Here is a 22,336-nt window from a genome sequence, read left to right as displayed (position 1 = left end):
AACGAGTCTGTGACAGGCTGAAAACTGTTTTCCCGATCGGCAGTGCTGTAATGGTGGGAAAGCGGAACGAAATAGTAAAACCGGGGAGAGAAATACCCCGGTTTTGCTGCGTTTGTGTAACAATTTCACCTTATTAGCTCATGCTAACCTTTCCCCTTTTCTTTTTGCGGCAAAGGTGGTATACTAATAAATAAGCACCAATTTAATGACTGAATGAGGCGAAAAATATGACAAAAATTGATATTATCTCGGGCTTTCTCGGCGCGGGCAAGACCACGCTCATCAAGCGTCTGCTGGCGGATGCGCTGGCAGGGGAGCAGGTTGTGCTGATTGAAAACGAATTCGGTGAGATCGGTATTGACGGCGGTTTTCTGAAAGAAGCCGGCATCGTTGTCAACGAAATGAACGCAGGCTGCATCTGCTGTTCTCTGGTGGGCGATTTCGGACAGGCGCTGCATGATGTGGTGGAGCAGTATCATCCCGACCGCATTTTGATCGAGCCGTCCGGCGTTGGTAAGCTGTCCGACGTGATCGCAGCGGTGCAGAACGCGCATCTGGACGTGACGCTCAACTCCTTTGTTACGGTGGTGGACGCGCTCAAGGCTAAGATGTACCTGAAAAACTTTGGTGAATTTTTCGAAAATCAGGTGGCGCATGCCGGCGCGATCCTGCTTTCCCGCACGGCGGAGTGTCCCGCGGGCCGGCTGGAGGAGACCGTGTCCATGCTGCGCGGGCTGAACGCACACGCGCGCATCGTTACAACGCCCTGGAAGGAGCTGACCGGTGCGCAGCTGCTCGAAACCATGGAGGGCAGCCGCGATCTGGTAGCCGAGGTGCTGGAAGAGATCGCGCACGCGCCGCATCATGAACATCATCATCACGAGCACGAGCATGAGCACCATCACGACCACGAGCATGAGCATGAGCACCATCACGAGCACGACCACGAACATACGCATGCGCATCACCACGTGCACGACCACGGGCCGGACTGCACCTGCGGCTGCCATGACCACGGGCATCATCACCATCATCATGGGCACGACTGCGGCTGCGGCCACGACCATGCCGCAGACGAAGTGTTTACCTCATGGGGCGCAGAAACGCCGCACCGATATACGGAGGAGGAGCTGACCGCTGCGCTGACTGCCTTGGGCGATCCCTCGCTCGGCATGGTGCTGCGTGCTAAGGGGATCGTGCCCGCAGCGGACGGCGGCGCGTGGCTGCATTTTGACTACGTGCCCGGTGCGCCCGAAGTCCGCCGCGGCGCGGCAGACTATACCGGCCGCCTGTGCGTGATCGGCTCAGAACTGGACGAAGAGCGCATTGCCGGCCTGTTCGGCATCGCCTGAGGAGGGAACACGATATGCCACGGAAAGAACCGATTCCGGTTTATTTGTTTACCGGTTTTCTGGAGAGCGGCAAGACGCAATTCATCAAGGAGATCCTTGCTGATCCGGGCTTTACCGAAAATGAGCGCACAGCCCTGCTGCTTTGCGAGGAGGGTATGGAGGAATACGACGAGCGGGAGCTGCTGCGTTACGGTACAGCGCTCGTTCCGATCGAATCCCTCGACCGGTTGACGCCCAACCTGCTCAAGCGTATCGAGCAGAAATATGACCCCGACCGTATCATTATCGAATACAACGGTATGTGGAAGCTGGACGACCTGCTGCCCGCTTTTCCTGCTCGGTGGGAGCTGTACCAGATCGTCACCACGGTGGATGCTTCTACTTTTGAGCTGTATTCCAACAATCTCGGCCCGATGATGTTCGAGCATATCACAACCGCAGATCTGGTGGTATTCAACCGCTGTACGGATGCGCTTAAGGAAATGCTCTATCAGAAAAATATCCGCGCGATGAACCCGCGTGCGACCATTTATTTGGATGATGTGGACGGCAATTCCGAGGATTATGCCCGCAGTATGCCGCTGCCCTTTGATGTGGAGGCGGATATCATTGATATCGCGCCGGCGGATTACGGCCTGTGGTATATTGATGCGATGGGCGACCCCGCCAAATACGATGGCAAGACCGTCCGTTTTCTGGCACAGGTCTATAACGGTAAGGATGTGCCTGCCGGTTCATTTGTTCCCGGCCGGTTTGGCATGGTCTGCTGTGCGGAGGATATCAGCTTTCTCGGCTTCCTGTGCCGCTGGCCGGAGGCGCAGCAGCTCACCATGCGCAGTTGGGTACGTGTGACTGCTTCTATCACGGTTGAAATGCTGCCGCAATACCGCGGTGAAGGTCCTGTGCTGCACGCCACCGAGGTCGTTCCGGCGGAAAAGCCCGCGGAGGATCTGGTCTACTTTAACTAAATACAATGCTGACAGAAAAAACTTGACAAATCCGCAGGAATAGACTACACTAAAACCACAGAGAACAAACTCTATCATTCTTGTAGGAAAAGGAGGAACCTCCCATGCAGGTCATTCGAATGGAAATGTGCATGATGTGCGGTTTTGCTCGTTTTTCTGCAGTGCGTCCCTAAAGGCGGGGCGAAAGGCTGAGGCGGGTCGTTTGTCATGCGGCTGCCACGGTTCAGATGAAAACGAGCGGAAAGCAATCAGCTTTCCGCTTTTATTTTGAAATAAGGGGGAATGGGATTTGGAACAGGACGTAATTGTACGCATCCAAAACCTGAACAAGACCTTCCGCGGCCGCGCGGGCACGGTCGTTGCGCTGAACGGCATCAATCTGGATATCATGCGCGGTGAGATATTCGGTATCATCGGCCTGTCCGGCGCGGGTAAGTCCACGCTGGTGCGGTGCATCAACTTTCTGGAAACGCCGACCGAGGGCACGGTTACGGTGAACGGACAGGAGCTGGGAAGCCTATCCAAACCGGAGCTGCTGGAGATCCGCCGGTCGATGGGTATGATTTTCCAACAGTTCAATCTGCTGCAGCAGCGCACCGCATTGCAGAATATCTGCTTCCCGCTTGAAATTGCGGGGGTCAAAAAGGATGCGGCCGAAAAAAGGGCCAGAGAACTGCTTGAGATCGTCGGCCTGAGCGATCGGGCGGATAATTATCCGTCCCAGTTATCAGGCGGACAGCAGCAGCGTGTGGCGATCGCCCGCGCGCTGGCGACCGAGCCGAAAATTCTGCTGTGTGACGAAGCGACCAGCGCGCTCGATCCGACAACGACGCGCTCGATCCTTGCGCTGCTCAAGGAGATCAATCAAACGCTCGGCATCACCATTATCGTCATCACGCACGAGATGGCAGTGATCGAAGAGATCTGCCAGCGGGTCGCTATCATTGATGCCAGCCGCATTGCAGAGGTCGGCACGGTCGATCAGGTGTTTACCCGTCCGCAGTCCTCTATGGCCAAACAGCTGATCTATCCGGACGGCAAGCGCGACCGTCTCGCCACCGGCAGGCGCTATTGCCGCATCGTGTTTGATGGCAACTCGTCCTTTGAGCCGGTCGTGTCCAATATGGTGCTTGAATGCAAGGCGCCGGTCAATATCATGTTTGCCGACACCCGGGATATTGACGGCAAGGCCTACGGTCAGATGATTTTGCAGCTGCCCGAGGATGCGCGCGCCGCAAACCGCGCCCTTGCCTATCTGCAAACCCAAAACGTACATGTAGAGGAGGGGGACGCCGATGCTTTCACTTAATATTTGGGCGCAAAACCTGTGGGAGACCCTGTATATGGTTATCGTATCGACCGCAGTCTCCTATGCGCTCGGCCTGCCGCTCGGCCTGCTGCTGGTCGTCAGCGATAAAAAGGGCATCCGTCCGATGCCGGTACTCAACACGGTGCTGGGCGTGATCGTGAATATACTGCGCTCTGTTCCGTTCCTTATCCTTGCGGTCTTGATCACACCAATGACCCGCGCGATCACGGGCAAGGCCATCGGTACGACCGCGATGATCGTACCGCTGACGGTTGCGGCCGCGCCGTACATCGCGCGCATGGTCGAGTCGTCGATCAAGGAAGTGCCCTTCGGCGTGATCGAGGCGGCGCAGTCCATGGGTGCCAATCCGTGGCAGATCGTGTGGAAGGTGCTTGTGCCGGAGGCCAAGCCTTCGCTCATGGTGGGCGGCGCGATCTCGATCGTCACCATCCTCGGCTATTCCGCTATGGCCGGTTTTATCGGCGGCGGCGGTCTGGGTACGGTTGCCGTTAACTACGGTTATAACCGCTATAACTTTGAGATCATGCTGGTTGCAGTGATCATCATTGTCGTGGTGGTGCAGATTTTTCAGGAAGTCGGTATGCGTCTGGCCCGGCGGCTGGATAAGCGCAACCGCTGACCTTATTTTTCTTCCGTTATCATTATAATAATGATATAAGGGCGTGCTTTCTGCGGCAGATACCGCGCACCGCAAGGAACCAACGGTGCCGGGAGCTGCAGAGCCTGTCCGACCATCATCTACAAAGGAGAGATACCAATGAACAAAAAAATTGCAGCCCTGCTGGCAGGCGCACTGTGCCTGACCACGCTGACCGCCTGCGGCGGCAGCAACGGCGATGCGCAGTCCGCTGACGGCGGCGCAGCCGATGCGGATAAGACCATCACGGTCGGCGCTTCGCCCACACCGCACGCCGAGATCCTCAATGCCGCCAAGGATGTGCTGGCTGAGCAGGGCTGGACACTCGAGGTGGTTGAATTTACCGATTATGTGCAGCCCAACACCGCGCTGGTGGATGGCGATCTGGACGCGAACTACTTCCAGCATGTGCCGTACCTGAATAACTTCAACCAGAAAAACGGCGCGGATCTGGTGTCTGCGATTGAGATGCACTATGAGCCGTTCGGCATTTACGCCGGCAAGACCGCGACGCTCGAAGCTTTGCAGGACGGCGCTGTCGTAGCGGTGCCGAACGATGGTTCGAATGAAACACGTGCGTTGTTGCTGCTGCAGGATGCCGGTCTGATCAAGCTGAAGGAGGGCATCGACCCGACTTCGGACGCTACCAAGCTGGATATCGTGGAGAACCCCAAGAATCTGGACATTCAGGAAATCGCTGCAGAGCAGCTGCCCCGTTCGCTCGAAGATGTTGATATTGCGGTTATCAACGGCAATTATGCGCTGCAGGCCGATCTGAATGCCAAGGAGGATTCTCTTATTACCGAGAATCCGGATTATGCCAAGGTATATGTCAATACCGTCGCATGCCGCAGCGGGGATGAGAACAGCGATAAGATGCAGGCGCTGAAGGGTGCCCTGCAGAGCGAAGCGGTGCAGAAGTTCGTCGAAGAGACGTACCGCGGCGCGGTTGTCACCACGTTCTGAGTATCCGGATACGGTGACGGTGCTAAAACGGCCGTTTTGGTGCTGCACAAATATAAAAAAGTCAGGCTTTTAGGCCTGACTTTTTTATATTTGTGCAGCAGACGCATAATATGTCCGCAGTCGCGTCAAATACATTCCATGCCGTTATAGCGTGTCACGGCGAACGGATAGCTGGTTGTGTCGGTTGGCACGCCGATTTCCTGCAAACCGATCGACAGGTCGTTTACCACCTGCATATCATGGTCGCGCTGCGCGACAGACAATTTCATCTGGTCGCCGAAGGAGCTGATCAGCAAGGCGAAGGGCTGCACGGCGCAGGGCAGCACCGCGCCGTAATCCAGCACATAAGGCATACAGCTTGCCGGCAGGGAAAAGCGGCCGACATTGGTGATCAGGAAGCTGTCTTCCAGCACAAAGTCCTTACATACCTTTTGCCCGGCTGCGATTTTATCCGCCAACGGCATAGCAGCTTCGTGCAGTTCGCTGCAGCGGTCTGCGGCGGCTTTGGCGCGGAACAAAAGCTGCTCGCGTTCCATCTGGGTATTCAAAAAGGCTTTGGTGCGGCGGAATACCTCTTCCAGCGGCAGTGAGCGGTACTCAGGAAGATAGGGGAGATCGATAAAGCAGATGAAGTACCGCGTGGTCGGTGTGGGCAGCAGCGGCCGCAGGTCAACCGGGATCTGCGCGATGACCGGCTTGTCATCTTCACCGAACTTGCGGTCGAACGCACGCATGAGAAGCGGCGCAAGAATGGACAGCGGGCTGACGCCGATGGATTTGGCATAACGGTGCAGCGCTTCAAACGGGAAGGTGATCTCGGTTACCACTTCGGCGCCTTCGCCCAGATCGGTCAGCTCCCAAGCGTGGGAAGCCGGCGGTTTTTTCCAGATGCCTTCGGAGGAAAATGTCTGGTCATCCAGCTGGCGGTAGCCGTCTGCGCTTTCCTCGGGGGACCAGCGGGTATCCATGCCGCGCACAGAGCCGTCGTTCTCGACCGGATAGCCGCACAGCGTTAAATACTGAAACAGTACGCAGCGGATGAATTCTTCAAAACCCCGTCCGTCCGAGATCGAGTGCTGATATTCCATGGTGATCGTGTTGTTTTGACAGCCAACCAGAAACAGATGGCCGTTGGTATCCTTGGAACCGATGGTATAGCGTTTTTCCGCGCCGTCAAACGGCAGTATGACCGGCGGCAGCACATTTTGCCGGTAACGGAAGGCGGTGTCGGTCGCTTCGATCCCCAGCATCATGTGCGGGAAACGCAAAAGCGCCTGCTCCACCGCTTGCTGCAGTTTGTCGGGCTGCACTTTGTCACGCAGCCGGATGGTGTGGCGCGGGACACAGGCAACGGTTTCGTGCGTGTTGTACAGGAAGATTTTGGCGTAGCTGTCCGTGCGGAGCAGCGGATAATCCCTCAGCATATCCATGTTTTCCCCTCCAAAAAACGGTAAATGTTGGATGTCCTGTTTTTATTGTAGCACTGAGGAGGGGATTTGTAAATCAAATGAAGATATTTTTTGCTGATTCTGAACATGGTGTTCAATAGATGTGGTGCGTTTTTGATCAGAAATGTATTTTTACAGGCAGACGTATACCGGTTCATGGTGCAGGGCGGGCAGGATGCGTCCGATCAGATCCTCCGTGCGCAGCCGGAGCGAAGTAGTGTTGCGGCAGGGGTGGCATCCAAAATACGGGTGTGCGAGTGCATCGCGGTCGATGACCAGCCGCACCCGGTTTTGCGTGTCGTTCATCAGACCCAGCACGGAAACCGAGCCCGGCGTAACCCCAAGCAGCTCGTGCATGGCGTCTTCTCCTGCGAATGACAGCCGGGAGCAGCCCAGCTGTGCAGACAGCTCCTTGGTGCGGAATGCCTTGCGGCCCGGCATAAGCAGCAGGGTGAACTGTGTTTTTTGCCGGTTGCACAGAAACAGATTTTTGCAGATTTCGATGCCGAGCACCTGTTCCACCGCGCCGCATGCTTCGATGGACGGCGTTTCGCTGTGATCGACACGCTGATAGGGGATTTCCAGCCGGTCGAGCAGGTCATAGCATGCCCGTTCAACTGATGCGCGGCCGGCATCTGCTGCCGGTCGTCCTTCATACAGGGTGGGGTCTATTGTAAATGTGTCCATATGCCCTCTCCTTTTTGTAATAATATTAAAATAGATTTCGATTTGTAATATACTGCTTTGTCGAAGCGTAACCTATTTCAGCATAAGCGCCGCGCCTGCGCTTGTCAATCCTGTTTTGGCTTGACATATATCGATGACCGATCTATACTATATATAGAACATCGATATAAGGAGGAGAGAGGCATGGCAATCGACAAAAGTCTGCTGGCGGGCAGTACGGGGCTGCTTGTACTGCGCCTGCTGCAGGAAGAGGATCTGTACGGCTACCAGATGATCGAGCGGCTGCGTGAACGGTCGGACGACACCTTTTCACTCAAGGCGGGCACGCTGTACCCGCTGCTGCACACGCTGGAAACGCAGGGGCTGGTGCAGTCCTACGAGCGGACGGCGGACAGCGCACGCATCCGTAAATATTATCACTTGACTGATGCGGGACGCGCCCAGCTTGCGGAAAAAACCGAGGAATGGAGGATGTTTTCCGGCGCGGTCGACCGCGTGCTGAAAGGGGGAGAAAACCATGCGTTTGCATGAATCCCTGCAGCAGTGGCTGGATACCGCAGCCGGACAAATGCGCTGGAAACGGGCGCGTCCGGTAGCGGCAAAGGAGCTGGCGGATCACATGGAGGATCAATACGCCGCCTTTCTTGAGGATGGCATGGAGGAGGAAGCCGCAGCGGCGGCCACGGTACGCGAGATGGGCGATCCCGTGGAAACCGGCACGCGGCTTGACCGCGCTTGGCGGCCGCAGCCTGACTGGGTCATGCTCGGGCTGGTGCTGGTGATCGCCGCAGTGGGATGCGTACTGCAATACCTTCTGCGCACGAACAGCGATTTGATGTGGTATACCCTGCTGGGGCATTATGCAGTAGGCGCAGTTTGCCTGCTGGCTGCTTATTTTGTCGATTATACCCTGTTGGGACGGCACCTCTGGATCGTATTGGGGGTATGGTTTGCGGCTGTTCTGCTCGGCCACCGCATACACGCCTTTTGGCTGGAGACGGATGTGTTGGTTTCGACGGGGACGCCGGTTTTATGGACTTTTCCGCTGCTGCTGGCCGGCTTGATCTACCGCATGCGCGGCAAGGGGCTGGAGGGCGTGGCCAACTGCCTGATGGCTGTTGTAGCCGTTGCGCTGCTGGCGCGGTTTGGCATCATGGAAGTTGCGTATGACAGGGCGCTGTTGGCCACCTGCGGCGTGATTTTGCTGATCGCCGTATGGCACGGCGTATTCGGCCCGCGGCGCGCGGGGCAGATGGCGCTTGCCGCCTTGCCCATAGGCTATGCGGTTTTGCGGCAGATCATGGACGCGGTATTTTATGCCCATCTGCTGCCGGATGCGGACCAATATCAATACAGTGCCATGACGTATTTGATCCGTCATCGGCTGTACGGCACGGAGATCCCGTTTGACGGAGAAATTGCCGCCCGCCCGGGGGAAATTTTGGCACAGCTCGCGGATACCACCGACCACCTGCTGACGCTGGCGCAGCTTCGGTGGGGGTGGCTGGCGGTTTTTGCCGTTTTGCTGCCGCTGCTCATTCTGTTCGGACGCGGCCTGCTTCTGGCGGGACGGCAGAGCGGACAGCTCGCGTGGCTGGTGAGCCACGCGGTCGTGCTGACGCTTGCCGCGCAGACGCTTATTTATCTGCTGGTGGATCTGGGGCTGATTGGCAACGCGTTTACCACCGGCCTGCCGCTGCTGTCCTACGGCGGTGCATATCTGTGCCAGACCATGCTGCTGCTCGGCGTTTTGCTTTCCGCACAGCGCTGCGGCGCATTGGAGGCGGGCGCACCGCCGGTGCAGGCATCCGACATAGGCGGCTGAGGTTATGGTATAATGAAGAGACGGTAAAATCCGTCTCTTTTTTATTCCGGTGTCAGGATTGCGCCCGGCCGTTCGTATTGTAGGTGAAAGCGCTTTCCAAAGGAGCTGATGACCAAATGAAACAAATTGACAGGGCCGAGGCCGAGCGGTTGGTATATACCTACTCTGATCTGATCCTGCGGCTCTCCTATACCTATCTGAAATCGACGCACGATGCGGAGGATATCTGTCAGAACGTGCTTCTCAAGCTTTTAACGGACGGGCGGGAATTTGAAAGCCCCGCACATGAAAAGGCGTGGATCATCCGAACGACTGCCAACGCCTGCAAGGACGAGCTGCGCGCGTTCCGACGAAGAAATGCGCCGCTGGACACGGCTTACAGTGCCGCCGCACCCGAACCGCCGGATTCCTCCGTGCTGGACGCGGTGATGGCGCTGCCGGAAAAATACCGTGAGGCGGTGTACCTGTTTTATTATGAAGGCTACTCTGTCCGCGAGATCGCCTCGCTGCTGGGGCGCAGCGAGGCGGCGGTATCCGCCCATCTGAGCAGAGGAAGAAACAAACTGAGACTGGAACTGGGAGGCGATTGCTGTGAGCAAGGCATATAACGAGGATAAATCCTATCAGGATGCGATGAACGAACTGCATTTTTCGGAGGAGGCGAAGCAGCGTATGGCAAACCGATTGAATGATTCCCTTTCCCACACCGGGCAGCCCGCCCGTCGGCGTACCCGCGGCCTGCCGCGCATGGCAGCTGTGGGCGTGGCGGCCGCGCTGGTGCTGGGTGTCGGCGCAGGGGCGACCGGTGTGCTGAAAACGGCGGGCGAAGCCTTTGCGGGCGTGTTCGGCCCGACTGCGGATACTGAGATCATTGATAAGATCGGCCGCCCGGTCGGCGCGAGCGATACGGACAACGGCGTGACCGTAACCGCGGATGCAATTTTGTTTGACGGCTATAACTATGTGCTCACCTACTCGCTCGTGCGGGAGGACGGCCAGCCGTTCGATGTGCAGGAGATTCCGGACGGCGGTAAACTGGATCTGCTTTGGAACCGCTGGTCGAGCGATATCGGCTCGAATACCTCGGGCGGACACGGCGGCAGCTACTTTTTCGATGAAAATCCAGAAGATCCTGCCATTCAGTATGTGGAGACCATGTCCTATAACGAAGCGGTCGAAACCGGCGGCACGGCAAAGGTTATGTTTGGCGATCTGCGCACACCGGAAAAGGTCATCGCCGAGGGAACATGGCGTGTGAAGTTCAAGCTGAATGCGGAAAACCTGTCCGTAGAGCTGCCCGCCGGGCAGGAAATTACCCTGGACGGCATGACGGGAACGGTCGAACAGGCGCTGGTGTCGCCGATGGGCTACCACTTTGTGTACAGCGTGAACACGGAAGCGTCGTTTGATGATGCACCGAGCGGCAAGCAGCCCCAACAGCACGAGGAGGAGTGGATGCGTCTTTCCACCGACTACGGCGTGCGCCTGACCGACGGCACGGTGATCGACCTGCGGAAATCGGGCAACGGCGGCAGTATGGATGTGCAGGACGGAAAAACCATCTGCATCCGCGGCGGTGTGTTTGACGAACTGATTCCGCTTGAACAGATCGACGCTGTCCTGCTGGGCGGCATTGAAATTCCTGTTGTGCAATGATAAGAAGCCGGCATGGATTGTCAAAAAATACAGTTTTCCGAACATCACAAACCGCCCGGAACGGCATTGCCGTTCCGGGCGGTCGTTTCGTTGGGGGAGCTTCGGTTATTCCGCAGCGGCCTGCACACCTGCCATGTCGGCAACGGGTTTGCAGGTCAGCTCCTTGCTGATTTTTCCGGCAAAGCCGGTCAGTGTTTTACCGGGGCCGACCTCGCATGCGGAGGTCAGACCGGCGGACATGCCGTTCTGCACCAGCCGGGTCCATCGCACGGGGGAGATCATGTGCTGTTCCAAATGCGCCGGAAGATCGCCGCAGGAGAGGACTGCACCGTCCAGATTGGAGTAAATGTCCATTTGCGGTGCGGCAAAGGTGAAATCAGAGACAAAAGCGCGCAGCTCTGCGGCGGCTTCGGCCATCAGCGGGGTGTGGAACGCACCCGATACTGCCAGCGGCAGCGCACGGCGCGCACCAGCGGCCTTGCAGTTTTCGATTGCTTCGGCCAACGCGGCTTTTTCGCCTGCGATCACAAGCTGGCCGGGACAGTTATAATTGACCGGGCGCACCACGCCGCAGGTCACCTTGGCGCAGGCCTGTTCGATCGCGGCGTCCTCCAGTCCGAGGATGGCAGCCATGCCGCCGTCGATCGCATCAGCCGCGCGCTGCATCAGTTTGCCGCGCATGGAAACGATCCGGACACCGTCCGCAAGGGATACCACACCGGCTGCTGCCAGCGCGGTGTACTCCCCAAGGGAAAAGCCGGCTGCCGCACGGAAGCGGACGCCCTGCTCCCGCAGTGCAGCGAGTGCCGCCATCGAATGGGTGAAAATAGCGATCTGGCTGTTCTCCGTGCGCGAAAGCGTTTCCTTATCGCTGTCAAAGCAGAGTTTCGCCACATCCAGCCCCGCGCCGTCGCTTGCTTCTTCAAATACCAGACGGGCTGCCTGTGAGTTTTCGTACAGATCCTTGCCCATGCCCGGAGCCTGTGCCCCCTGACCGGGGAAAAATGCAAAACCGTATTCCATTTCCGTTCCTCCCAAAATCGCGGTCAAACCGCGGAAAAGGTTGACATTTTCGTGTCCCTTTATTATAATAGTCAAGGATTACTTTGTCAATCAAACTATTGTCGCTTTTCCGCAAAGCGGTGGAAGAGCGACTTGAACTTTTAGGGAGCGTGGACGATATAGGCAGCAAACTCATCGGTATCGGCTCATATGTGCCGGAATTTGTACTGACCAATGACATGTTGGAAAAAATGGTAGAGACAAGCGACGAGTGGATCGTCAAGCGCACCGGCATCCGCGAACGGCGCATCGCTAAGGGGATGCATACATGGGAGCTGGGTTTGGCGGCAGCGCGCAACGCACTGGAAAATGCGGGGATCGGCGCGGATGCGCTGGATATGATCATCGTTACTACCTGCAGTCCGGATACATTTTCTCCCATTACGGCAAGCGTTCTGCAGGAAAAGCTCGGCGCACAGTGCGCGGCGATGGATCTGAATACCTGCTGCTCGGGCTTTATTTACGCATCCGATGTGGCGGACAGCTTTATCCGCTGCGGTAAGGCCAAAACCGTTATGGTGGTTTCGGCAGAAACGCTGTCCCGCGTGACCGACTTTACCGACCGCGGCACCTGCATCCTGCTGGGCGACGGCGCAGGCGCGGCGATTTACACCGCCTGTGAAGAAGAGGATACCGGCTTTCTGGCTTCCTACCTTGCGTCGGACGGATCGGGAGCGGAGTACCTTTATATGGAGGCGCTGCCGGTTGAGGAGGATCCCTTTGCAGCGGAACGCCCGGTCGATCCCAAGGCACGTTTTCTTAAAATGGCAGGCGCGCCGGTCGTGCGGTTTACCGCGTGGGCGGTGCCCAAGGCGATTGACGAGGTGCTGCACCGCGCCGGTGTGGATGCGTCCGAGATCGATTGGGTCGTGCCGCATCAGGCCAACCTGCGTATTCTGGATGTGATCGCCAAGAAATATAACCTGCCGAAGGAAAAAATCTATGTCAACCTGGATCATTTCGGCAACACCTCATCGGCCAGCATCCCGCTGGCGCTGGATGAAATGCGGTGCAAGGGTCTGCTGCACGCAGGGCAGACGATCGTTTGCACCGGCTTCGGCGGCGGCTTGACTTACGGCGCGTTTGTATTGAAACTGTAATAAAGGAGAGCGAAAACATATGAAAACCAAGATCACAGAACTGCTCGGCATTGAATACCCGATCGTGCAGGGCGCGATGGCATGGATTGCGGAGCATCATCTGGCGGCGGCGGTATCAAAGGCGGGCGGCCTTGGCATCATTGCGGGCGGCGCGGCGCCGGTCGATGTGATCCGTGAGGAGATCCGTCAGGCACGTGCAATCACGGATAAACCGCTCGGTATGAATATCATGCTGCTCTCCCCCAATGCGGACGATCTTGCGCAGCTGGCGATCGATGAGAAGATCGAAGTGCTGACCACGGGCGCGGGCAATCCCGGCAAGTACATGGCGGATTGGAAAAACGCAGGCATCAAGGTGATGCCGGTGGTGGCATCGGTCGCGCTGGCCAAGCGCATGGCGCGTGCGGGCGCAGATGCCGTGATCGCCGAGGGTATGGAAGGCGGCGGACACATCGGTGAGCTGACCACCATGCCGCTGGTGCCGCAGGTTGTGGATGCGGTGGACATTCCGGTTATTGCGGCGGGCGGCATTGCAGACGGCCGCGGCATGGCGGCGGCGCTGCTGCTGGGTGCGGAAGGCGTGCAGTGTGGTACGGTCTTTTTGGCGTCCGATGAGTGCTGTATTTCGGAAAAATATAAGGAATTGGTCCTCAAGGCAACGGATATTTCAACGGTCGTTACCGGCCGTCCGTCCGGCCATCCGGTGCGCTCGCTCAAAACGCCGATGGCGCGCAAGTGCCTTGAGCTGGAAAAGGCAAACACCGAGCAGTCGCTTGAGGAGCTGGAAGCCGCAACGGCCGGTTCGCTGCGCAAGGCTGTACAGGACGGCAACTATGAAGAGGGTACATTTATGTCCGGCCAGATCGCGGGTATGCTGCACGAGCTACGCCCGTGCGCGGATATTTTGCAGGGTATGACCGCGCAGGCGGAGGAGCTGCTCCGCCACGCGTACAAGCGTTTTGAGTAAGGAGACAAAAGAATGGGACTTGCAATCGTAACCGGCGGTTCGCGCGGCATCGGCGCGGCTATTTCGGAAAAGCTGGCCGCAGACGGCCATGATATTGTGATCAACTGTGCGTCTTCGGTGGAAAAGGCGGAAGCAGTGGCGGAAAAATGCCGGGCTTACGGGGTAAAAGCTGTGGTCAAGCAGTGGGATGTTTCCGACTATGACGTCTGTGCGCAGGCGCTGTCGGAGATCAAGGCCGAGCTTGGCGTGCCGTATATCTTGGTCAACAATGCGGGCATCACGCGGGACGGCCTGTTGGTGCGTATGAAGGAGGAGCAGTTTGACGCGGTCATCCGTACCAACCTGAAAGGCGCGTTCAATATGCTCAGCCAGTGCGGCGCAATGATGATGCGTGCCAAGCAGGGGCGTATCATCAATATTGCATCGGTCGCGGGGATCGCCGGCAATGCAGGCCAGATCAATTATTCCGCGGCAAAAGCGGGTTTGATTGGCATGACCAAAACCGCCTGCAAGGAGCTTGGCGCACGCGGCATCACGGTAAACGCGGTTGCGCCCGGCTTTATCGATACGGATATGACGCAGAACCTGCCGGATGCGATCAAGGAGGGCGCGGTCAAGCAGATCCCGCTGGGGCGCTTTGGCAAGCCGGAGGAGATCGCTGCCGCAGTGGCATTCCTCGCATCGGATGCGGCAGCTTATATCACCGGACAGACGCTGGTCGTAGACGGCGGCATGATCTAACGGAAGGAGAGGGAACAGCAATGGAACGAGTAGTCATCACCGGTATGGGCGCCATTACACCGGTCGGCAATGATGTGGAAAGCTTTTGGGCTTCGCTTAAAGCCGGCAAGTGCGGCATCGGGCCGATCACCAAGTTCGATGTAACGGATTTTAAGGTGAAGGTGGCGGCCGAAGTCAAGGATTTTGACATTACCCAGTTTGTGGATAAGCGCGAGGCGCGCCGGATGGATGTTAACTGTCATTTTGCGCTGGCAGCGGCACAGCAGGCGGTCGATCAAGCAGGGCTGACCGAGGGAAACTTTGATCCCTACCGCACGGGCGTGATTTACGGCTCGGGTGTGGGCGGCCTGCAGATCGCTGAAACCGAAATCCCCAAGCTGAAGGAAAAAGGGCCGGGGCGAGTCTCTCCGCTGTGTATTCCGGAAATGATCGCCAATATGGCGGCCGCTTACATTTCGATGCGTTTCGGCTTTAAGGGAGAAAACTTCAGCCCGGTTTCCGCCTGCGCAACGGCAAACCATGCGATCGGTGAGGCAATGCGTGCGATCCGTCACGGCTATCAGGATATTGTGCTGTGCGGCGGCACGGAAAACGGTATTATTCCGATTTCGATGGCGGGTTTTGCCAACATGAAGGCGGTTTATATGGGCGAGGATCCGACGGCGGCTTCCATCCCGTTTGATGCGCGCCGTTCCGGCTTTGTCATGGGCGAAGGCGCCGGCTGTCTGGTGCTGGAGAGCCTGACCCATGCGCAGAAGCGCGGGGCGACGATCCTTGCGGAGGTGGCAGGCTACGGCGCAACGGGGGATGCTTACCATATCACCAGCCCGGCGCCGGAAGGTGATGCGGCGGCGCGTGCGATCCTCGGTGCGATCACGGATGCGGGGCTGACCCCGGCAGATGTGGATTATATCAACGCGCACGGCACTTCCACGCCGCTTAATGAGAAATATGAGACGATTGCTATCAAAAAGGCGCTGGGCGACGCGGCGTACCGTGTGAAGGTGTCCTCCACCAAGTCGATGACCGGGCATCTGCTCGGCGGTGCGGCAGCGGTTGAGGCGATCGCCTGCGTTATGGCGATCCGCGACGGCGTGATCCCGCCGACGATCGGCTATCAGGAGCCGGACCCGGACTGCGATCTGGATATCACACCGAATCAGGCGGTGGAAATGCCGGTGAACGTAGCGGTTTCCAACTCGCTGGGCTTTGGCGGTCATAACGCATGTATCCTGATCAGGAAGGTGTAACGAGAAACGATGGATATCAAAGAATTAAAGGACGTTGCCATCGAGCTGATGGACGCGCTGAGGACCCGCGGGCTGGGTGAGGTCGAGCTGGAGCTGGATGACGTAAAGCTCAAAATCAAATCCGCGCCGCCGGCACCGGTCGCGCAGGTTATGGCGGCGCCGGCGGCTGCTCCCGCCGCGCCGGTGCTTCCCGCGCAGGAGGAAGCCGCCGCGCCGGCGGCGGAAGCCGTGCAGGGTACGGAGGTAAAAAGCCCTCTGGTCGGTACGTTTTACTCCTCGCCCTCACCGGATGCACCGCCGTTTGTGTTGGTCGGCCAGAAGGTGCGCGAAGGGGATACGCTGTTCATCATTGAAGCGATGAAGACTATGAACGAGATCAAGTCTCCGTGTGACGGCACGGTCGTGCGCATTCTGGCGCAGCCGGGCGATATGGTGGAATATAACCAGACGGTTGCGATCATTCTCTAAGGGGGACGCTGTCCCCCTTAGATATCCCAAAAGTTCCTGAGGGAAACTTTTGGAATACCCCCTCCCGTCCGCACGGTGGACGAGGCCGCGCCGCCGCGGCGCGGGCAGCGGAGCAAAAGCCCGGCAAAGCCGGGCTTTTGCGGAGATTTGGGATGCAGGCGCTGCGGCATCTGCGCGGCGGCCTGTAAAAAGTCAGGCATGTGTCGTGACTTTTTATGAGAATTGCCGCACTGCGGCAATTTTTCTGTTATATGCTGCGCCGCATCAGGGTGCCTTGCTACGGTCTTGAAAAAATGGGCCTGATATTGGTAAAATCGCTTGTGCTTGACAAGAAAGAGGTATAAGATATATGCTGAATAAAGAACAGATCATGGAGATCCTGCCGCATCGCCCGCCGATGCTGCTGGTGGATGAGATACTCGAAATGGATGAGGAGCATGCCGTTGGCACACTGCACCTGACGGGAGATGAGTTTTTCTTTCAGGGGCACTTTCCGGGAAACCCGATCATGCCCGCTGTATTCCGGTTGGAGGCGCTGGCGCAGGTCGGCGGTGTAGCGCTGCTCAGCCTGCCCGAGTTCCGCGGCAAAACCGCGGTTTACACCGGGATCGATAAGGCGAAGTTCCGCGCGATTGCCCGACCGGGCGACACGCTGCGGCTTGAGGTGCGCTTTACCAAGCGGCGCGGCCCGATGGCCGTAGCGGAAGGCGTGGCATGGGTTGGCAGCGAAAAAGCCGCAGAGGCAGAGATCAAGTGCATGGTCATGATGGGTTGAGGCAGGGAAAGCAATGTTTCAAAAGGTATTGATTGCGAACCGCGGCGAGATCGCGGTCCGCATTATACAGGCGTGCCGGGATCTGGGGATCATTTCGGTCGCGGTCTACTCCGAGGCGGATCGTGAGGCGCTGCACGCGCAGATCGCGGATGAGGCCGTGTGCATCGGCCCGGCCCGCGCGGCGGACAGTTATCTTAATATGGATAATATCATTTCCGCGGCGCTGGCATCCGGGTGTCAGGCGATCCATCCGGGATTTGGCTTTTTGTCCGAAAACCCGGATTTTGCCGAGCGTACCACGCAGGCCGGGCTGGCCTTTATCGGGCCGACTTCGGCAACCATTCGTCTGATGGGTGACAAATCAGAAGCCAAACGCAATGCGATCGCGGCGGGTGTGCCGGTCGCGCTGGGAACGGACGGCCCAGTGCGTGATTTTGATGAAGCGCTGGCCGAGGCGGACCGCATCGGCTATCCGGTGATGCTCAAGGCGGCATCGGGCGGCGGCGGCAAGGGTATCCGCGTGGCGAAAAGCGTGCGCGAATTGAAGGAAGCGTACGACAGCGCGGCGGCGGAGGCGGTTGCGAATTTTGGCGACGGACGCCTGTATATGGAAAAGTATATCGAAAACCCGCGCCATATCGAGGTGCAGGTGTTGGGCGATCATTACGGCAATGTGGTGCACCTGTTCGAGCGGGAGTGCTCGGTGCAGCGCCGCCACCAGAAGCTGATCGAGGAAAGCCCCTCGGCATTTGTGACCCCCGCGCTGCGGGAGCGCATGACGGCGGCGGCAGTCAGTCTGGCTAAGCGGGTGGGATACCGCGGCGCGGGCACAATCGAATTTCTGGTTGACAGTGACCGCAACTTCTATTTCTGCGAAATGAACACCCGGATCCAGGTCGAGCATCCGGTCACCGAGCAGGTGACGGGCGTCGATCTGGTGTGCGAGCAGATCCGCATTGCTGCGGGCGAACCGCTTTATTTCCAGCAGGAGGATCTGCGCCTGACCGGTCATGCGATCGAGTGCCGCATCAATGCGGAAGATCCCTCGCGTGACTTTGCGCCCTGTCCGGGTACGCTGGCTTCCCTGCATCTGCCGGGCGGGCCGGGGGTGCGCGTGGATTCGGCGGCGTATCAGGGCTATACGATCCCGCCGTTTTATGATTCGATGATCGGCAAGCTGATCGTGACCGGCGTGGATCGGCGGCAGGCCATCGTGCGCATGCGCCGCGCACTGGCGGAGACCCTGTTCGAGGGCGTGGTGACCGGGACGGATTACCAGATGCATATTTTGTGCTCGAAGGCGTTCGAGGATGCGGATTTTAACGTTAATTCGATTGCCAACGGGGATTTTGACCGATAAAAGAAAGGGGATACTATGGGACTGCTGGACCTTTTCCAAAAAACACGTGAGACCTCTATGGAAATGAAGCCGCAGGAGGATGAAGCGGTAAAGGTCGTCAAGTGCAAGGGCTGCGGCGCAGAGCTGAAGGCCTATGCCTACGGTAAAAACCTATATGTGTGCCCGCACTGCGGGCGGTACGGGCGGCTGCTCGCGCGCACGCGCATCCGGCAGATCGCGGATAAGGATAGCTTTTGTGAGCTGTTCGCCGGTCTTGCGCCCGCCGATCCGCTGCATTTTCCGGGCTATGCGGAAAAAGCGGCGGAGCTGGCTGACAAGGTCGGCATGCCGGACGCAGTGAAAACCGGCACCTGCCGCATCGGTGGGATCGAAACGGCGATCGGTGTGATGGACAGCCATTTTATGATGGCATCCATGGGCAGCGTAGTGGGCGAAAAGCTTACCCGCCTGTTTGAGTATGCGACCGAGAAAAGCCTGCCAGTGGTGGTATTCACCTGCTCGGGCGGCGCCCGGATGCAGGAAGGCATGTTTTCCCTGCTGCAAATGGCCAAGGTTTCCGCAGCGGCGCGCCGTCATTCGGATGCCGGGCTGCTGTACATCACGGTGCTGACCGACCCGACCACGGGCGGCGTGACCGCCTCCTTTGCGATGCTGGGCGACATTATCCTTGCCGAGCCGCGCACGACGATCGGCTTTGCCGGACGCCGTGTGATCGAGGGGACGATCGGACAGACGCTGCCGGATGATTTTCAGTCCTCAGAGTTCTTGCTATCGCACGGCTTCTGTGATAAAATAGTTCCGCGCAATCAACTGAGGGAAACTTTGGAAAAGCTGCTGCGGCTGCATTGTATGCCCAAGGGAAAGAAACGGCAGGTGAGACTGTGACGGAAAAACCCGCAAGTGAAAAAATGCACATCATTCATGATGTCAAGCGTCCGATGCTGTCGGATTATATCGAAGAACTGTTCGATGATTTTATTGAGCTGCATGGCGACCGCTATTTTGCGGACGATCACGCGATCATGGCAGGCGTTGCTACCTTCTGCGGCATGCCGGTTACGGTGATCGGCCACCGTAAGGGCCGCACGATCGAGCAGAACATGGACGCCAATTTCGGCATGGCCAACCCGGAGGGCTACCGCAAAGCATTGCGGCTGGCGCATCAGGCGGAAAAATTCCACCGTCCGGTCATCAATTTTGTCGATACCTCGGGCGCATATCCCGGCCTTGGGGCGGAGGAACGCGGGCAGGGCGAGGCGATTGCCCGCTGCCTGTACGAGTTTATCGAGCTGCGTACCCCGGTTGTTTCGATCATCACGGGCGAAGGCGGTTCGGGCGGTGCGCTGGCGCTTGCCGTAGCCGATCGTGTGCTCATGCTGGAGAATGCGCTGTATTCTGTGGTGTCGCCGCGCGGCTGTGCATCCATCCTGTGGAAGGACCCCAAGCGTGAGGGTGAAGCGGCGGATGCGCTGCACATCACCGCGCAGGATCTGTACAGCTTCGGCATGATCGAGGGGATTATTCAGGAGGGACAGTCCAACGCCCAGCTGATCCGCAATGTGGGACGCGCCCTGCGCGACCAGTTCGCAGAGCTGGCGGCCGTGCCTGATATGGAGACCCTGCTGCAAAAACGGTATGAAAAATTCCGTAAGATCGGAGTTTTCAGACAAATAAATCAACAAGAAAATGAAGGAGTGTAAAACCCATGTTTGAAAAGGTATGTGAGATCCTGGCTGACAAGTTTGACGCGGATGCTTCTACCATGACGATGGAGACCAAGGTGAAGGAGGATCTGAACGCGGACTCTCTGGACGTGGTTGAGCTGATGATGGACCTTGAGGAGAACTTCGGCGTTGCGATCTCGGACGAGGAAGCGGCTGAGATGAGCACCATCGGCGATATCGTGAAGTATATCGAGGATCACAAGGAGTAATCCTTGCAGCAGATAAGAAAAAGGCTTCGGAACTTTGTTCCGAAGCCTTTTTCCTATGGGGGGATTATTTGCTTTCCAACCGGAAGGTGACCTGCCAGTTGCCTTCCATTCGTGCGGCTGTTGTGTACATATTGGTTGACAGTGTGCAGTTGGGCAGATCTTCGCAGCGGATTGGATAGACGAAATCGGTATAGGAAATATCGTTTTCGTAATCATTATAGGAAACGGTATATTCATGCCAGATTTGCGTGCCGTTAGGCGCATGGAGAAACAGTTCGGCATGATTGCTCTGCGCCAGTGATTTGCTGGCTGCATATTGTAGATGCAGGTATCCGTCTGCGTACCCTGCCGCGGTCAGAGAGAAAATGCCGTCGTCACTTTGCCAGAGCGAGCCCTGCGGTACAAGAAAATCATATCCGTCGCCGTTGATTTTTCGATCGATTTCAGCAGGCATGGCTCCGATCGAGCTTGCGCCGTTGATGGGATGGACTGCAGTTTGCGGATCGAGCGGCACATCGGACAAATCATAAGAAACCCCAACACCGGTCTGTTTTTGCTTGCCGATTAAAAGCTGGCGGACAGAAAAGGTGAATTTGTCGCCAATATACTGCTCGCCGCCGATATTGGCAATTTCAATATAGTAGGTGGCAGCGGCGGCTTTTGCATCGTATTCGACCAGATGACATTGCGACAATTGGCCGATGCGCGCCGGGTAATGGAGGGAATAACTGTCATACAGGTCGGGCGCGTTGCTCCCGAACAGCTCGCCTGTGGTATCGGTCAGGGTCAGATATACGCCGGCGGTATCGCCGTCAATCGCGGCGGATACGACCTCCATTTTGACCCCGCTGCTCTCGCAGGATTCATTGACCGGCATCAGCGCCTGCGCGATCCGGGGCGAAATATCATACAGCGCCTGATATACCGCGGGTACGTTTGCCGCCAGCGCGGGCGTGATGCAGCCTACGGCAACTGCCGCGGCTACGGCCAGTGTTACGATCCGCCGCAGGCGGCGCGGACGGCGCTTCGGTGTTTCGCCGCGTTCCATGCGTGTCAGCGTGTCCTCGATCAGCGCACGGTCCGGCAGGATGGATTCATTCATGCTGCGGTAGTTGTTCTCGAAGTGCATCGTCTGATTCTCCTTTCAAAAGCGTGCGGAGCTGTGCCCGGGCGCGGGTCAGCCGTGTGCGGATGGTGGATGGCTTCTCTCCGGTCATCTGTGCGATTTCCTCAGCGGTATAGCCTTCGTAGTAGTACAGATGGATCGCGGTGCGGTATTTGGGCGGCAGTCGGCGCAGGGCGTCATCCAGTGCGCTTTCCTCCGGCGCGGGGAAGGGGATGCGGTCATCCAGCGGAACATCGTGCCGCCGCCATGCCGCACGCCAGTAGCTTTTCAGAGCGTTCAGCGTTACGCGGATGAACCATGCTTTTTCGTGCGCTTCGCTTTCGAATACCGGATGGCAGCGCACGACCTGTAAGAACACAGTTTGAAACACATCATCCGCATCGTGGCGGCTGCGCGTCTGTGCATAGGCCAGCCGGTAGACCATGTCGCCGTAGGCCGCAATGAGCTGCTCGGGGGATTTGGTTGTCATGGGCAGCGCCTCCTTTCATAGGGAATACGCCGTATCCGGCGCGGGTGCTACAAGCAAAAGGAAAAAAGCCCGGAGCGATTTGATCCGCCCCAGTCAAGGTAGACCGGAGAAATAAATAAAATATAGTGCGGTTATGCTCGCCGTTTCCTTTTTCGGGAACGGTGAGCTTGTTTATGCAGCGAACTTTTCTTTGTATTTTTGAATACGCTTATTTTC

The 22,336-nt window shown here is 57.7% G+C and carries 24 protein-coding genes; 19 read left to right on the top strand and 5 right to left on the bottom strand.

Features of this window, described 5'->3' with window-relative positions:
- Positions 1-227: 227 nt before the first annotated feature.
- The 5 genes from T363_RS0109785 (at position 228) to T363_RS0109765 (ending at position 5,253) form a co-directional block, all read left to right on the top strand.
- Positions 228-1,352, top strand: coding sequence for a CobW family GTP-binding protein (locus T363_RS0109785; protein ID WP_031475391.1), 1,125 nt, complete (start codon positions 228-230; stop codon positions 1,350-1,352).
- A 14-nt stretch (positions 1,353-1,366) separates the two neighbouring features.
- Complete coding sequence (locus T363_RS0109780; protein ID WP_031475389.1) at positions 1,367-2,320, top strand: TIGR03943 family putative permease subunit; 954 nt, start codon at positions 1,367-1,369, stop codon at positions 2,318-2,320.
- A gap of 289 nt (positions 2,321-2,609) precedes the next feature.
- Positions 2,610-3,629 carry a methionine ABC transporter ATP-binding protein gene (locus T363_RS0109775; RefSeq protein WP_031475387.1) on the top strand — a complete coding sequence of 340 codons (1,020 nt, stop codon included), beginning with the start codon at positions 2,610-2,612 and terminating at the stop codon, positions 3,627-3,629.
- A complete protein-coding gene (locus tag T363_RS0109770; RefSeq protein WP_031475385.1) occupies positions 3,616-4,269 on the top strand; it encodes a methionine ABC transporter permease in 654 nt (217 codons plus the stop codon). Before T363_RS0109775 ends, T363_RS0109770 begins: the two co-directional genes overlap by 14 nt.
- A gap of 138 nt (positions 4,270-4,407) precedes the next feature.
- Positions 4,408-5,253, top strand: a complete 846-nt coding sequence (locus T363_RS0109765) for a MetQ/NlpA family ABC transporter substrate-binding protein (protein ID WP_031475383.1) — start codon at positions 4,408-4,410, stop codon at positions 5,251-5,253.
- A gap of 125 nt (positions 5,254-5,378) precedes the next feature.
- Here the strand turns inward: T363_RS0109765 and T363_RS0109760 are convergent, their stop codons facing one another.
- Both T363_RS0109760 and T363_RS0109755 read right to left on the bottom strand, forming a co-directional pair.
- Complete coding sequence (locus T363_RS0109760; RefSeq protein WP_031475381.1) at positions 5,379-6,683, bottom strand: hypothetical protein; 1,305 nt, start codon at positions 6,681-6,683, stop codon at positions 5,379-5,381.
- A gap of 150 nt (positions 6,684-6,833) precedes the next feature.
- Entirely contained in the window at positions 6,834-7,388 is a 555-nt protein-coding gene (locus T363_RS0109755) for a prolyl-tRNA synthetase associated domain-containing protein (protein WP_031475379.1), read from the bottom strand.
- 183 nt (positions 7,389-7,571) lie between these two features.
- Between T363_RS0109755 and T363_RS0109750 the strand changes: the two genes are divergently transcribed.
- The 4 genes from T363_RS0109750 to T363_RS0109735 all read left to right on the top strand — a co-directional run bounded on the left by T363_RS0109750 (position 7,572) and on the right by T363_RS0109735 (position 10,869).
- Entirely contained in the window at positions 7,572-7,919 is a 348-nt protein-coding gene (locus T363_RS0109750; RefSeq protein ID WP_031475377.1) for a PadR family transcriptional regulator, read from the top strand.
- Positions 7,906-9,213, top strand: a complete 1,308-nt coding sequence (locus tag T363_RS14600) for a permease prefix domain 1-containing protein (RefSeq protein WP_034972142.1) — start codon at positions 7,906-7,908, stop codon at positions 9,211-9,213. Before T363_RS0109750 ends, T363_RS14600 begins: the two co-directional genes overlap by 14 nt.
- Positions 9,214-9,329: 116 nt before the next feature.
- Complete coding sequence (locus T363_RS0109740; RefSeq protein ID WP_031475375.1) at positions 9,330-9,821, top strand: RNA polymerase sigma factor; 492 nt, start codon at positions 9,330-9,332, stop codon at positions 9,819-9,821.
- Positions 9,805-10,869, top strand: coding sequence for a DUF4179 domain-containing protein (locus tag T363_RS0109735; RefSeq protein ID WP_031475373.1), 1,065 nt, complete (start codon positions 9,805-9,807; stop codon positions 10,867-10,869). The genes T363_RS0109740 and T363_RS0109735 overlap by 17 nt, the downstream gene beginning before the upstream one ends.
- Positions 10,870-10,974: 105 nt before the next feature.
- Here T363_RS0109735 and fabD read toward each other — a convergent pair whose 3' ends face one another.
- The gene (fabD, locus tag T363_RS0109730) at positions 10,975-11,892 is read right to left on the bottom strand and encodes an ACP S-malonyltransferase (protein ID WP_031475371.1); all 918 of its coding nucleotides are present in this window, start codon (positions 11,890-11,892) and stop codon (positions 10,975-10,977) included.
- Between the two features lie 83 nt (positions 11,893-11,975).
- On the opposite strand from fabD, the gene T363_RS0109725 reads away from it, so the two are divergent.
- The 10 genes from T363_RS0109725 to acpP all read left to right on the top strand — a co-directional run bounded on the left by T363_RS0109725 (position 11,976) and on the right by acpP (position 20,525).
- Positions 11,976-13,031, top strand: coding sequence for a beta-ketoacyl-ACP synthase III (locus T363_RS0109725; RefSeq protein WP_242840256.1), 1,056 nt, complete (start codon positions 11,976-11,978; stop codon positions 13,029-13,031).
- A 19-nt stretch (positions 13,032-13,050) separates the two neighbouring features.
- A complete protein-coding gene (gene fabK / locus T363_RS0109720; protein ID WP_031475367.1) occupies positions 13,051-13,998 on the top strand; it encodes an enoyl-[acyl-carrier-protein] reductase FabK in 948 nt (315 codons plus the stop codon).
- A gap of 12 nt (positions 13,999-14,010) precedes the next feature.
- A complete protein-coding gene (fabG, locus tag T363_RS0109715; RefSeq protein ID WP_031475365.1) occupies positions 14,011-14,739 on the top strand; it encodes a 3-oxoacyl-[acyl-carrier-protein] reductase in 729 nt (242 codons plus the stop codon).
- Positions 14,740-14,759: 20 nt separating this feature from the next.
- The gene (fabF, locus tag T363_RS0109710) at positions 14,760-15,989 is read left to right on the top strand and encodes a beta-ketoacyl-ACP synthase II (protein WP_031475362.1); all 1,230 of its coding nucleotides are present in this window, start codon (positions 14,760-14,762) and stop codon (positions 15,987-15,989) included.
- 9 nt (positions 15,990-15,998) lie between these two features.
- Positions 15,999-16,457, top strand: a complete 459-nt coding sequence (accB, locus tag T363_RS0109705; RefSeq protein WP_031475360.1) for an acetyl-CoA carboxylase biotin carboxyl carrier protein — start codon at positions 15,999-16,001, stop codon at positions 16,455-16,457.
- 349 nt (positions 16,458-16,806) lie between these two features.
- Complete coding sequence (fabZ, locus tag T363_RS0109690) at positions 16,807-17,232, top strand: 3-hydroxyacyl-ACP dehydratase FabZ (protein WP_031475356.1); 426 nt, start codon at positions 16,807-16,809, stop codon at positions 17,230-17,232.
- A gap of 13 nt (positions 17,233-17,245) precedes the next feature.
- Complete coding sequence (gene accC / locus T363_RS0109685) at positions 17,246-18,592, top strand: acetyl-CoA carboxylase biotin carboxylase subunit (protein WP_031475354.1); 1,347 nt, start codon at positions 17,246-17,248, stop codon at positions 18,590-18,592.
- Between the two features lie 57 nt (positions 18,593-18,649).
- A complete protein-coding gene (accD, locus tag T363_RS0109680) occupies positions 18,650-19,477 on the top strand; it encodes an acetyl-CoA carboxylase, carboxyltransferase subunit beta (RefSeq protein ID WP_317394385.1) in 828 nt (275 codons plus the stop codon).
- Complete coding sequence (locus T363_RS0109675) at positions 19,474-20,292, top strand: acetyl-CoA carboxylase carboxyltransferase subunit alpha (RefSeq protein ID WP_031475350.1); 819 nt, start codon at positions 19,474-19,476, stop codon at positions 20,290-20,292. The genes accD and T363_RS0109675 overlap by 4 nt, the downstream gene beginning before the upstream one ends.
- 5 nt (positions 20,293-20,297) lie before the next feature.
- Positions 20,298-20,525, top strand: coding sequence for an acyl carrier protein (acpP, locus tag T363_RS0109670; protein ID WP_031475348.1), 228 nt, complete (start codon positions 20,298-20,300; stop codon positions 20,523-20,525).
- Positions 20,526-20,589: 64 nt separating this feature from the next.
- Here the strand turns inward: acpP and T363_RS0109665 are convergent, their stop codons facing one another.
- Both T363_RS0109665 and T363_RS0109660 read right to left on the bottom strand, forming a co-directional pair.
- Positions 20,590-21,654: a DUF4179 domain-containing protein gene (locus tag T363_RS0109665; protein WP_031475346.1), complete on the bottom strand. Its 1,065-nt coding sequence runs from the start codon at positions 21,652-21,654 to the stop codon at positions 20,590-20,592.
- The gene (locus tag T363_RS0109660) at positions 21,620-22,120 is read right to left on the bottom strand and encodes an RNA polymerase sigma factor (protein ID WP_034972138.1); all 501 of its coding nucleotides are present in this window, start codon (positions 22,118-22,120) and stop codon (positions 21,620-21,622) included. The genes T363_RS0109665 and T363_RS0109660 overlap by 35 nt, the downstream gene beginning before the upstream one ends.
- Positions 22,121-22,336: the final 216 nt, after the last annotated feature.

Origin of the sequence: Agathobaculum desmolans ATCC 43058 (genome assembly GCF_000701665.1) — a bacterium.
Lineage (GTDB): Bacteria > Bacillota > Clostridia > Oscillospirales > Butyricicoccaceae > Agathobaculum > Agathobaculum desmolans.
Note: the sequence above shows the minus strand (reverse complement) of the source record. Positions and strands in the feature narration are given on the sequence as shown.

What these genes read in the sequence shown, in the direction of transcription:
- fabF (WP_031475362.1), top strand. Translation starts at nt 14,760, where the DNA reads ATGGAACGAGTAGTCATCACCGGTATGGGCGCCATTACACCGGTCGGC.
- T363_RS0109740 (WP_031475375.1), top strand. Translation starts at nt 9,330, where the DNA reads ATGAAACAAATTGACAGGGCCGAGGCCGAGCGGTTGGTATATACCTAC.
- accD (WP_317394385.1), top strand. Translation starts at nt 18,650, where the DNA reads ATGGAAATGAAGCCGCAGGAGGATGAAGCGGTAAAGGTCGTCAAGTGC.
- fabZ (WP_031475356.1), top strand. Translation starts at nt 16,807, where the DNA reads ATGCTGAATAAAGAACAGATCATGGAGATCCTGCCGCATCGCCCGCCG.
- T363_RS0109780 (WP_031475389.1), top strand. Translation starts at nt 1,367, where the DNA reads ATGCCACGGAAAGAACCGATTCCGGTTTATTTGTTTACCGGTTTTCTG.
- acpP (WP_031475348.1), top strand. Translation starts at nt 20,298, where the DNA reads ATGTTTGAAAAGGTATGTGAGATCCTGGCTGACAAGTTTGACGCGGAT.
- fabD (WP_031475371.1), bottom strand. Translation starts at nt 11,892, where the DNA reads ATGGAATACGGTTTTGCATTTTTCCCCGGTCAGGGGGCACAGGCTCCG.
- T363_RS0109660 (WP_034972138.1), bottom strand. Translation starts at nt 22,120, where the DNA reads ATGACAACCAAATCCCCCGAGCAGCTCATTGCGGCCTACGGCGACATG.
- T363_RS0109765 (WP_031475383.1), top strand. Translation starts at nt 4,408, where the DNA reads ATGAACAAAAAAATTGCAGCCCTGCTGGCAGGCGCACTGTGCCTGACC.
- T363_RS0109665 (WP_031475346.1), bottom strand. Translation starts at nt 21,654, where the DNA reads ATGCACTTCGAGAACAACTACCGCAGCATGAATGAATCCATCCTGCCG.
- fabK (WP_031475367.1), top strand. Translation starts at nt 13,051, where the DNA reads ATGAAAACCAAGATCACAGAACTGCTCGGCATTGAATACCCGATCGTG.
- T363_RS0109770 (WP_031475385.1), top strand. Translation starts at nt 3,616, where the DNA reads ATGCTTTCACTTAATATTTGGGCGCAAAACCTGTGGGAGACCCTGTAT.
- T363_RS0109760 (WP_031475381.1), bottom strand. Translation starts at nt 6,683, where the DNA reads ATGGATATGCTGAGGGATTATCCGCTGCTCCGCACGGACAGCTACGCC.
- T363_RS14600 (WP_034972142.1), top strand. Translation starts at nt 7,906, where the DNA reads ATGCGTTTGCATGAATCCCTGCAGCAGTGGCTGGATACCGCAGCCGGA.
- accB (WP_031475360.1), top strand. Translation starts at nt 15,999, where the DNA reads ATGGATATCAAAGAATTAAAGGACGTTGCCATCGAGCTGATGGACGCG.
- T363_RS0109755 (WP_031475379.1), bottom strand. Translation starts at nt 7,388, where the DNA reads ATGGACACATTTACAATAGACCCCACCCTGTATGAAGGACGACCGGCA.
- fabG (WP_031475365.1), top strand. Translation starts at nt 14,011, where the DNA reads ATGGGACTTGCAATCGTAACCGGCGGTTCGCGCGGCATCGGCGCGGCT.
- accC (WP_031475354.1), top strand. Translation starts at nt 17,246, where the DNA reads ATGTTTCAAAAGGTATTGATTGCGAACCGCGGCGAGATCGCGGTCCGC.
- T363_RS0109750 (WP_031475377.1), top strand. Translation starts at nt 7,572, where the DNA reads ATGGCAATCGACAAAAGTCTGCTGGCGGGCAGTACGGGGCTGCTTGTA.
- T363_RS0109785 (WP_031475391.1), top strand. Translation starts at nt 228, where the DNA reads ATGACAAAAATTGATATTATCTCGGGCTTTCTCGGCGCGGGCAAGACC.